The following is a 287-nucleotide window of genomic DNA, read 5'->3' on the forward strand; positions in this document are numbered from 1 at the left end:
AGGAAAGGATTGATACGTCTGAAGGATTGATGATGAGAGTCATCAATAAGCTCGGAAATAAAAGTTATGAGACTCCAAAATGGAGTTGTCCAGTCAAAAATCTTAATATAAGGTATTAAGGTGGTTATAGCGTTGGGGATCCACCTCTTCCCATTCCGAACAGAGAAGTTAAGCCCAACCACGTCGATGGTACTGCGTAAAAGTGGGAGAGTAGATAGCCGCCGTTTTAAAAGCGAAAGCGAAGTGAAGAGGAGTTAGTTCATTTGAACTGACTCCTTTTTCTGTTT

General features: G+C 41.1%; 1 rRNA gene. It reads left to right on the plus strand.

Annotation, left to right across the window (positions count from 1 at the left end):
• Positions 1 to 116: 116 nt before the first annotated feature.
• A 5S ribosomal RNA gene (rrf, locus tag DWW90_RS08090) occupies positions 117 to 227 on the plus strand.
• Positions 228 to 287 lie beyond the last annotated feature (60 nt).

Source organism: Parabacteroides sp. AF17-28, from assembly GCF_003479205.1.
GTDB lineage: Bacteria > Bacteroidota > Bacteroidia > Bacteroidales > Tannerellaceae > Parabacteroides > Parabacteroides acidifaciens.